Annotated in this window: 8 protein-coding genes and 2 pseudogenes; 8 read left to right on the top strand and 2 right to left on the bottom strand. The window is 43.9% G+C overall.

Annotated elements, in window-relative coordinates; translation table 11 throughout:
- Positions 1–255 (bottom strand): annotated as a pseudogene (locus tag F891_RS16110) (IS4 family transposase); the annotation flags it as partial.
- 239 nt (positions 256–494) lie between these two features.
- Between F891_RS16110 and F891_RS16105 the strand changes: the two are divergent.
- Positions 495–732: pseudogene (locus tag F891_RS16105) on the top strand (VF530 family DNA-binding protein).
- 546 nt (positions 733–1278) lie between these two features.
- On the opposite strand, the gene F891_RS16100 reads toward F891_RS16105, so the two are convergent.
- Positions 1279–2979 carry an NAD-dependent malic enzyme gene (locus tag F891_RS16100; protein WP_004280930.1) on the bottom strand — a complete coding sequence of 567 codons (1701 nt, stop codon included), beginning with the start codon at positions 2977–2979 and terminating at the stop codon, positions 1279–1281.
- Between the two features lie 293 nt (positions 2980–3272).
- Here F891_RS16100 and F891_RS16095 point away from each other — a divergent pair, with 293 nt between their 5' ends.
- The 7 genes from F891_RS16095 (at position 3273) to F891_RS16065 (ending at position 9983) form a co-directional block, all read left to right on the top strand.
- Positions 3273–4235: an alpha/beta hydrolase gene (locus F891_RS16095; protein WP_005264603.1), complete on the top strand. Its 963-nt coding sequence runs from the start codon at positions 3273–3275 to the stop codon at positions 4233–4235.
- A 345-nt stretch (positions 4236–4580) separates the two neighbouring features.
- Complete coding sequence (locus F891_RS16090) at positions 4581–6092, top strand: acetaldehyde dehydrogenase ExaC (protein ID WP_005264602.1); 1512 nt, start codon at positions 4581–4583, stop codon at positions 6090–6092.
- Between the two features lie 398 nt (positions 6093–6490).
- Positions 6491–7606, top strand: a complete 1116-nt coding sequence (gene ribBA, locus F891_RS16085; protein ID WP_004280927.1) for a bifunctional 3,4-dihydroxy-2-butanone-4-phosphate synthase/GTP cyclohydrolase II — start codon at positions 6491–6493, stop codon at positions 7604–7606.
- Between the two features lie 18 nt (positions 7607–7624).
- The gene (ribE, locus tag F891_RS16080; RefSeq protein WP_004280926.1) at positions 7625–8095 is read left to right on the top strand and encodes a 6,7-dimethyl-8-ribityllumazine synthase; all 471 of its coding nucleotides are present in this window, start codon (positions 7625–7627) and stop codon (positions 8093–8095) included.
- A gap of 4 nt (positions 8096–8099) precedes the next feature.
- Positions 8100–8549: a transcription antitermination factor NusB gene (gene nusB / locus F891_RS16075; RefSeq protein WP_004280924.1), complete on the top strand. Its 450-nt coding sequence runs from the start codon at positions 8100–8102 to the stop codon at positions 8547–8549.
- A gap of 17 nt (positions 8550–8566) precedes the next feature.
- The gene (gene thiL, locus F891_RS16070; protein WP_005264601.1) at positions 8567–9484 is read left to right on the top strand and encodes a thiamine-phosphate kinase; all 918 of its coding nucleotides are present in this window, start codon (positions 8567–8569) and stop codon (positions 9482–9484) included.
- The gene (locus F891_RS16065; RefSeq protein ID WP_005264597.1) at positions 9462–9983 is read left to right on the top strand and encodes a phosphatidylglycerophosphatase A family protein; all 522 of its coding nucleotides are present in this window, start codon (positions 9462–9464) and stop codon (positions 9981–9983) included. Before thiL ends, F891_RS16065 begins: the two co-directional genes overlap by 23 nt.
- The last annotated feature ends 6 nt before the right edge of the window (positions 9984–9989 follow it).

Below are 9989 nucleotides of genomic sequence, written 5' to 3'. Positions count from 1 at the left end.
GTCGAATGAAAACATATTGAAAATCAACTGAGAAATTTGACGATAATCAAAATACTGACCTGCAAAGAAGCGCTGCATACGTCGATAAAATGATTGTGGTAAGCACTTGATGGGCAAGGCTTTAGATGCAGAAGAAAGATTACATGTTTGCTTTAAAATGATCACAAGCATGATGAGCGCAAAGCACTTTAAATGTGACTTGTTCCATTTTAGATATTTGTTTAAGATAAGATATAACTCATTGAGATGTGTCATAGTATTCGTCGTTAGAAAACAATTATTATGTCATTATTTCAATGAGTTATCTATTTTTGTCGTGTACAGAGCTTCCTCTTATAAAAATTGTGGGACAGCAGTGGCAGTCCAAAATATGATTATGTCTGCCTAGAATTTGGATAGCTATTCAGTCCATCATTATCTACATTCCAACTCTCTCTAGTTTTCTAACTAGCCCAAGTTATAATAATGGTCACCCAAAATACGATTGATCTATTATGAATACCTCCAATGATCATTTTACACGGTAAAAAACTTGCTGACATTTTGGATGAATTATTGGATTACTACGGTGGCTTTGAAGGTTTGAGTCGTAAAATTGAAATTAGATGTTTTTGCATAGACCCAAGTGTTAAATCATCATTGCGATTCTTGCGTACCACCCCATGGGCACGTGAAAAAGTAGAAAACTTATATTTGTATGTCTTACGCCAAAAGGCCAAACAGAAATCGTAGCAGTCAAAGCCCTAACCTCATCATAATATTATACCAAATAGTAAACCTCCCTTAGACAGAGAAATATATGTCGGTAATTATTGTTGATTACCAGATCATACTTAGTGACCAAAAATAAAAGTACCCCACCCTACTTTAAATTACACCACACAAAATAAAAACCCTATATAGCTGTTATATATAGGGTTTATTAAAATACCAATGAGGTTATTTAGTGTATTTTATGTCGGTGACTCTTGCCAAGGTTGGGGTCGGGAGTTCGAGTCTCCTTTCCCGCTCCAGATTCTAAAAAAGCCCTGATCGAAAGATCGGGGCTTTTTTTATGTTGATGTTATTTTTTTAAATGATCCTTTCATTTTTGTTTCACTCAATAACAAATTCTTAAAGTACTTTCTGATTTTATAACCAAGATGTGACCATGCCACCCCTACGACAATATAAAAAGCCCTCATCAAAAGATCAGGGCTTTTTATATTTCACCAACGCATCAGATAAACTCAAGCTAGCAAACCACTAGCCACAATACAGAGTCCATTTCCAATATAATTAAAAGGTAATTCGCTGATAGTTACGGTATTGCGGTGTCCAGAAATTACGTTCAATAGCCAACTGCAATTCTTCTACACTGACTTTCGGTGCTACCCCATCTTCAATCGCAGCAAGCGCCACTTTTAAGGCAATCTGCTTCGAAATCGACTGTAAACAATCCAGATTTGGCAATAAATCTGCCTGAGGATCTTTCAGTTTCGGAGAACAGTCCGCCAAGGCATTACTCGAGGCCATCAGCATATTATCCGTGACACGTTTTGCACCTGAAGCAACTACACCCAAACCAATGCCCGGAAAGATATAAGAGTTATTGCATTGTGAAATATGATGAATCTGCCCCTGATAATTCACTGGTGCAAATGGGCTACCCGTCGCAATCAACGCTTTGCCCTTGGTCCATTGCAAGATATCTGCCGGAACAGCTTCTACGCGGGAAGTCGGATTGGATAAAGGGAAAATAATCGGTTGCACACTGTTTTCAGCCATGGCTTCAATCACTTCCTGAGTGAATAGACCTGGCTGTCCAGATACGCCTATCAGTACCGTCGGTTTGGCACGCTTAACTACATCTAGCAGAGAAATCATGCTCTCAGCATCTGCCCAGCTTTCTACATTTTCAAGAGGCTGTGCCAGTTTGCGCTGGAAGTCCAGTAAATTCGGCTGATTTTCTGTGATCAGACCAAAGCGGTCGACCATAAACACGCGTGCACGCGCTTCAGCATCACTTAAACCCTCAGCAACCATTTGCTTAATGATCTGTTCTGCAATCCCGCAACCAGCTGAACCAGCACCCAGGAAAGTAACCACCTGATCTTTGAGCTGTTTACCTGCTGCACGCGAAGCAGCAATCAGGCTGCCGACAGACACTGCTGCGGTGCCCTGAATATCATCATTAAAACAACAGATTCGATCACGATATTTTTCCAGCAAAGGCATGGCATTTTTCTGTGCAAAGTCTTCAAACTGAATTAAGGCATCTGGCCAGCGCTGTTGAATCGCCCGAATCACCGTCTCGACAAAAGCATAGTATTCATCGCCGCTGATTCGTGGTTCACGCCAGCCCATATAAATCGGGTCATTTAACAACTGCTGATTATTGGTACCGACATCAAGAGTAATCGGTAAGGTATAGGCCGGACTGATCCCGCCACATGCGGTGTAGAGTGCCAGTTTTCCAATGGGAATCCCCATACCACCGATGCCTTGATCTCCAAGACCCAAAATGCGCTCACCATCTGTAATCACAATCACTTTCACGTTCTTTTTATTGATATTGTGAATAATCTGGTCGATCTGATCACGGTCAGGATAGGAAATAAAGATCCCACGATGACGGCGATAAATATCAGAAAAGCGCTGACATGCCTCACCCACAGTCGGGGTATAGATAATCGGCATCATCTCACTGAGGTGATTTTCAATCAGATGGTAAAACAGGGTCTCATTGGTATCCTGAATATTCCGCAAATAAATATGCTTGTTAATATCACTGCTAAAAGCACAATACTGCTGATAAGAACGCTGACTTTGTTCTTCAATCGTCTCGGTGACATGAGGAATCAAGCCATGCAAGTTAAAGCTTCTACGCTCTTCTTCAGAAAATGCAGAGCCTTTATTGAGTAGTGGGAGTTCTAGCAGAGTATTTCCAGCATAAGGAATATATAAAGGGCGTTTACTGTTCAAATTTTCTCTGGGCATTATTTAACTCATCTAATCAATCTTCGGCAGTTCTGCCAAAATAGTCACATCACTTTGTTTATTTTATATAGCTTAGCCTGATTTTAAGCTGTTAGGTCATTTAGCAAATTTATAATACTTGTAGCAGAATTTTATAATCTGATAACACTCATTTTCAGCCTAGGTTTTGGACGGTTTCTAAAATTAATCCCTATTCGTATTTTTAATTTAAATCGGCAGCAAGATCTGTTTGACAAAAAACCTCAGCTCATCAAGGATAAAGCATAAATTTAATAAGACCAACGAGTATAACAATGAGTGAACTGCAACCGCTTTATCAGCCCGATATTTTGGGGACAGGTTATGAGCAAGCGACCTTAAACTTTCCCGATGATTATGAGGGCAAAGTCGTAGCAACCCTGATCCGTAAAAAAGCAGCCCAACCTACAAAAAAAGCAGCTCTATATATTCACGGCTTTATCGATTATTTTTTTCAGACCGAAATGGCAGAGCGCTTTAATCAGCATGGTTTTGATTTTTATGCGCTGGATTTGAGAAAATATGGCCGTTCGATTCTGCCGCATCAAAAATATTATAACGTGTATGACCTTGCTGAATATGATGCAGAAATTACCCAGGCACTCGACATTATAGCAGCCGAGGGTCACGATGCTGCCCTGCTCTGTGGTCATTCTACCGGCGGCCTGACCACGACCTTGTATGCGGCACATCATCCGCAGCATTCTTTAATTAAAGCACTTTGGGTCAACAGTCCATTTTATGACTTCAATATGAATCCGATTAAACGTGCGCTTGGCATTCCGCAACTGAGCAGACTGGCCAAAATTTTTCCCAATCTTAAATTTCCAAGCGAGCTGAACAAGTGGTATGCCACCAGCCTGCATAAGGATTTAAAAGGCGAATGGGACTTCAGTCTGGACTGGAAAAAGACCCGCTATCCGATGGTTCGGATCAGTTTTATTCGTGCCATTCATGAGGCACAGAAAGAAATTCATCGCGGTGTTCAGCTCGATGTTCCGGTATTGATCATGCATTCGCATCAGACTTTATATCCTAAAAAATGGGGTAAAGCCGCACAGAGCAGCGATGTAATTTTAGGGATTAAAGACATTCAGAAATATGCCAAAAAAATTAAAGGCGATGTCACGGTTCAAAGTATCCGGAAGGGTTTACATGATCTGGTACTTTCAGAGCAATCTGTGCGTGAGCAGGTTTATCAGCAACTGTTTCAATGGCTGCATGACAAAGGGCTTTAGATAAACGTGGAAGGAGAAATGAAACTTACCCTCATTTCTCCTGCTTGGCTTCTTTTGAATCCTTATTAGGTTGGAATGTAATCAAGCACATTGAAAATATGCCAATCTTTCGATGTTTTATAAATGCTATAAGCCCTTGTTTTTAAATTTAAGGCTTGAAAATTTATAACTTTTATTCTTCTACTGCTTGTCTCCAAATATTGTCTTTTGTAGCAAGCCTGTAAACAAACAACCGCCCGTCTTTTTCCCTCTTTATAGTAGAGCTGAATGCAGAAGCGCCTATATTTTTTGATCGGCAACATGCGCTCGACCTGCACCACTAACAATCATATAAAGGAATAGATTATGCGTTATGCAGACCCCAATACTGACGGTTCAAAAATTCAATTTAAAGCACAATACGATAATTTCATTGGCGGCGAATGGGTCGCTCCGGTCAAAGGTGAATACTTTGACAATATCTCTCCGGTAGATGGCAAAGTCTTTACCAAAGTGCCGCGCTCTTCTGTAGAAGACATTGAATTGGCCTTAGATGCAGCGCACAAAGCCAAAGAACAATGGAACCGGTCATCGCCTACCACCCGTTCCAATATTCTGTTGAAAATTGCAGATCGCTTAGAACAAAATCTGGAACTGCTGGCTGTGGCAGAAACCTGGGACAATGGCAAACCGATCCGTGAAACGCTGGCTGCCGATATTCCATTGGCCATTGACCATTTCCGTTATTTTGCCGGCTGTATCCGTGCCCAGGAAGGCGGCATTTCCGAAATTGATGAAGATACGATCGCCTACCATTTTCATGAACCGCTTGGTGTAGTCGGACAAATCATTCCCTGGAACTTCCCGATTCTGATGGCCGCCTGGAAACTGGCACCTGCCCTGGCTGCAGGCAACTGTATTGTGCTGAAACCTGCAGAACAGACCCCGGTCAGTATTCTGGTGCTCGCTGAACTGATTCAGGACATTTTGCCACCGGGCGTGTTGAACATCGTCAATGGCTACGGGGTCGAAGTCGGCCGTCCGCTGGCGACCAATCCCCGTATTGCCAAGATTGCCTTTACCGGCTCGACTGCCGTCGGCCAAATGATAATGCAGTATGCAACTGAAAATATTATTCCGGTAACGCTGGAACTTGGCGGTAAATCACCGAATCTGTTCTTTGCTGACATTATGGATCAGGAAGACGATTATCTGGACAAGGCACTGGAAGGCTTTGCCATGTTTGCCCTGAATCAGGGTGAAATCTGTACCTGCCCATCGCGTGCGCTGATCCAGGAAAGCATTGCCGATGAATTTCTGGCGCGTGCGGTAGAACGGGTGCAACGCATTAAAACTGGACATCCACTGGATACTGACACCATGATTGGCGCGCAAGCCTCACAGGAACAGCAGGACAAGATTCTGGGCTGTATTGCCACTGGCCGTGAAGAAGGCGCACAAATCCTGATCGGTGGTGAAGCACGTCAGGAAGTGGGTCAAGGTTTCTATATTGAACCGACCATCTTTAAAGGCACCAATGACATGAAGACCTTCCAGGAAGAAATCTTCGGGCCTGTACTGGCTGTGACCACCTTTAAAGACTTTGATGATGCGATCAAGATCGCCAATGATACGATTTACGGACTCGGTGCCGGTGTCTGGTCGCGTTCGGCGCATACCTCCTACCGTGCTGGCCGTGCCATTCAGGCCGGCCGGGTCTGGACCAACTGTTATCACATTTACCCTGCGCATGCGGCTTTCGGCGGTTATAAAAAATCAGGCATTGGACGTGAGAATCACAGAATGATGCTGGATCATTATCAGCAAACCAAAAATCTTTTGGTGAGCTATTCGACCAAGCCTGCTGGTTTCTTCTAAACAACCTGATGATTAAAAGCGGACTTCGGTTCGCTTTTAACCTGATATTTTTTAAAATTTTAATACTAGGTAAAATTTTCCAGCATTGTTCGTCCAGAATTCCATTGAATGACTGACAATAAATTAAAATACTTTCTGAAAACGCCTTAATGTCTGGGCTTATGTTGATTTCACCTAAGTTTCTCATTTTTTATGCTTTTTAATTGCTCAAAAAACCTGCATAAAGCTCAGGCTTTCATTTAAAGTCGGCTTTTCATGTTTATCAAGACTGTGTATAACAATGAACTACTAGAGGGAAAGCAATAAGCATAGGCAAAATTGCGCAAAAAGCGTTAGACTATGTACCCAATAATGTCATGATTCGGTCTGATCAAGATCAAAAAAGAAGGTGAAGGTTGATGCCGCTCAATACTGTTGAAGAGCTTGTAGCAGATATCCGTGCAGGAAAAATGGTCATCCTGATGGATGATGAAGACCGTGAAAATGAAGGCGATTTGGTGATTGCTGCCACACACGTACGTCCTGAAGACATCAACTTCATGATCACCCATGCACGTGGTCTGGTCTGCCTGACTCTAAGTAAAGAGCGTTGCCAGCAGTTGAATCTGCCGTTGATGGTGGATGCCAACGGCGCCCAGCACGGGACCAATTTCACCCTGTCGATTGAAGCGGCTGAAGGCATTTCTACCGGCATTTCTCCGGCTGAACGTGCGCACACAATTCAAACTGCTGTGGCTGCTCATGCCAAACCGGCAGATATTGTACAGCCAGGACATATCTTCCCGCTGATGGCGCAACCAGGTGGTGTATTGCACCGTGCCGGACATACTGAGGCAGGTTGTGATCTTTCCCGTTTGGCAGGACTGGAACCGGCTTCTGTGATTTGTGAAATCATCAATGAAGATGGCACGATGGCGCGCCGTCCGGATCTGGAAGTGTTTGCTGAAAAGCATGGCCTGAAAATCGGGACGATCGCCGATCTGATTCATTACCGCATGACCAATGAACAGACGGTTGAGCGTATCGATCAGCAAAGTATTGAGACTGAATACGGCAGCTTTGACCTGTACCGCTATCGTGAACTGGGCAATCCGGATATCCATCTGGCCTTGGTCAAAGGTGAGCCTAAAGAGGGCGTGACCACGGTGCGTGTACATGGTTTTAACCCGACCCGCGACTTGCTCAAACTGAAAAAACAGGATGGCGAGCCGGCCTGGAACCTGGATCGCGCCCTGAAAGAAATTTCCAACAGTGATCGTGGTGTACTGGTCTGGATTGGTCAACGCCATTTACAGGATTTGGGTCCAGCATTAGATACCCTTAAAGCACCAAAAAATGTAAAATCAAATTCTGCACTGTCTCAGCAGTATCAGACCATTGGTGTGGGTGCACAAATTTTGCGTGATCTAGGCGTTGAAAAAATGAAGCTGCTCAGCTCTCCATTGCGTTTCAATGCCCTGTCAGGCTTTAACTTAGAAGTGGTGGAATACATCACCGCACAACAAACATCTTAAGAAATTATCGAGGTTGTTATGGCAGTTCGCCGTATTGAAGGTATGTTACATCTCGCGAACGAAGACCGTTATGCGATTTTAGTTGGTCGTTTTAACAGCTTTGTGGTTGAACATCTGTTAGAAGGTGCCATTGATACATTGAAACGTCATGGTGTATCAGAGGATAATATCACTGTTGTTCATGCACCTGGTGCCTGGGAACTTCCTGTCGTTGCGAAAAAACTGGCAGCTTCAGATCGTTTCGATGCCATCATCGCGCTTGGCGCCGTGATTCGTGGTAGCACGCCTCACTTCGATTTCGTTGCAGGCGAATGTGCCAAAGGTTTAGGCGTGGTTGGCCTGGACACTGGCTTACCTGTCATTAACGGTGTACTCACTACGGACAGTATTGAACAAGCGATTGAACGCTCTGGAACAAAAGCAGGCAATAAAGGTAGCGAAGCTGCCCTGACTGCGATTGAAATGGTTAACTTGTTAAAGGCTATTTAACGCTATGTCGCAAACACTTCAAGCAACTTATGCAGCAAAACGTAAAGCACGTCGCTTTGCTGTACAAGGAATTTATGAATGGCAAATGAGCCACAATCCGGTGCATGAGATTGAAGCACGTACGCGTGTGGAAAATGCCATGCACAAAGTGGATCTGAGCTATTATCATGAATTGTTGACTCAAGTGGTTGCCAATCATGAAGCATTGGATGCGCTCTTAATCCCGGTACTCGATCGCGAACTTTCAGCACTTGACGGTGTTGAACTTGCGACCCTTCGCCTTGGTGCATATGAACTCAAAGAACATCTTGAGATTCCATATCGCGTGGTTCTAGATGAAGCGATCGAGCTGGCTAAACATTTTGGCGGTGCCGACAGCCATAAATACATCAATGGTGTATTGGATCGTTTAGCGACAACTTTGCGTGCAGCAGAAAAACAGCAATCTAACTAATAGCGTAGATTTGTTGTATGGCTGAATTTTCGATTATCGACACCTATTTCAATCGCAAGAATGCCCATTCTGTCGATCTGGGCGTCGGTGACGATTCAGCCTTGCTCACCCCCCCTTTACAGCAACAACTGGTCATCTGTGCCGACACCCTGGTTGCTGGACGCCATTTTCCAATAGACACCGATCCGCATGCGATTGGCTGGAAATCTGTGGCTGTCAATTTATCTGATATTGCCGCGATGGGCGCAACCCCGCACAGTATTTTACTCGCATTGAGCCTACCCCAAATTGATCATGACTGGCTAAAAGCTTTTAGTCAGGGTCTGTACGATTGCTGTGATCAATTTGGCGTGAACTTAATCGGTGGTGATACCACTCAAAGTCCTCATTTAACCCTGTCTGTTACTGCATTAGGCTGGGTGGACATTGGTCAAGCCATTACACGCTCAGGTGCAAAACCGGGTGATTTGATCTGTGTCAGTGGAACTGTCGGTGATGCAACTTTTGCACTACAGCATCTTGGTCATCCACTACAAAAACGTCTGGACTATCCAACGCCACGTTGTCAGCTCGGTGCCGCCCTAAAAGGTCTGGCGCATAGCATGATTGATATCTCGGATGGTTTGGCACAAGATCTTGGACATATTCTCAAAGCTTCTCAAGTCGGTGCAAAGCTGCAACTCGAAAACTTACCGATCAGTCCTACCCTGCATGCCTTAAACAATGAGCAAAAATGGCAATATGCCCTCGCTGGTGGCGACGATTACGAATTATGCTTTACAATAAGCCCGCAAAATTACGAAAAATTATTGCAAAAACAACTTGATGTTTCGATTAGTATAATCGGAAAAATTCAGCCGCAGCACGGCTTAACTTTTGAAAAAGATGGCGTAGATCATTCACTTCAATTTAATGGGTATCAACATTTTGCATAAACCTGCGATTAATTTTAAAGCCATGTCATGGATCGACCGACTGATTGTCTTTAGTGGGGTTGGTTTTGGTTCCGGTCTGGCACCTAAAGCACCCGGTACCTTTGGGTCGGCCTTTGCACTTTTATTTATTCCCATTTGGCTGCATCTTGGTTTTCTAAACAGTGTTTTTGCCATTGCCATCATGTCCCTGGTTGGCATATATATCTGCGGGCATACTGCTAGAGTCATGGGCGTACATGATGATGGACGCATCGTCTGGGATGAGTTTGCAGGACAATCCATCACATTTTTGCCCCTGATCTACTTAGGTCAGATGAACTGGTTATGGTTATTCACCGGTTTTGCCCTGTTCAGGTTATTTGATATCTGGAAACCCTGGCCGATCCGGGTGATTGACCGTCAAGTGGACGGTGGCTTCGGCATCATGCTGGATGACATTATTGCCGGCCTTTGGGCAGCTCTTTGTATTTTGCTTTATTTTTACTTCACCATGGCATAAGCCATA

This window comes from Acinetobacter sp. CIP 101966 (assembly GCF_000369725.1).
GTDB lineage: Bacteria > Pseudomonadota > Gammaproteobacteria > Pseudomonadales > Moraxellaceae > Acinetobacter > Acinetobacter lwoffii_Q.
The sequence above is the reverse complement of the archived record's forward strand: the minus strand, read 5'-3'. Positions and strand labels throughout refer to the sequence as shown.

What these genes read in the sequence shown, in the direction of transcription:
- thiL (WP_005264601.1), top strand. Translation starts at nt 8,567, where the DNA reads ATGGCTGAATTTTCGATTATCGACACCTATTTCAATCGCAAGAATGCC.
- ribE (WP_004280926.1), top strand. Translation starts at nt 7,625, where the DNA reads ATGGCAGTTCGCCGTATTGAAGGTATGTTACATCTCGCGAACGAAGAC.
- F891_RS16065 (WP_005264597.1), top strand. Translation starts at nt 9,462, where the DNA reads ATGGGTATCAACATTTTGCATAAACCTGCGATTAATTTTAAAGCCATG.
- nusB (WP_004280924.1), top strand. Translation starts at nt 8,100, where the DNA reads ATGTCGCAAACACTTCAAGCAACTTATGCAGCAAAACGTAAAGCACGT.
- F891_RS16100 (WP_004280930.1), bottom strand. Translation starts at nt 2,979, where the DNA reads ATGCCCAGAGAAAATTTGAACAGTAAACGCCCTTTATATATTCCTTAT.
- ribBA (WP_004280927.1), top strand. Translation starts at nt 6,491, where the DNA reads ATGCCGCTCAATACTGTTGAAGAGCTTGTAGCAGATATCCGTGCAGGA.
- F891_RS16090 (WP_005264602.1), top strand. Translation starts at nt 4,581, where the DNA reads ATGCGTTATGCAGACCCCAATACTGACGGTTCAAAAATTCAATTTAAA.
- F891_RS16095 (WP_005264603.1), top strand. Translation starts at nt 3,273, where the DNA reads ATGAGTGAACTGCAACCGCTTTATCAGCCCGATATTTTGGGGACAGGT.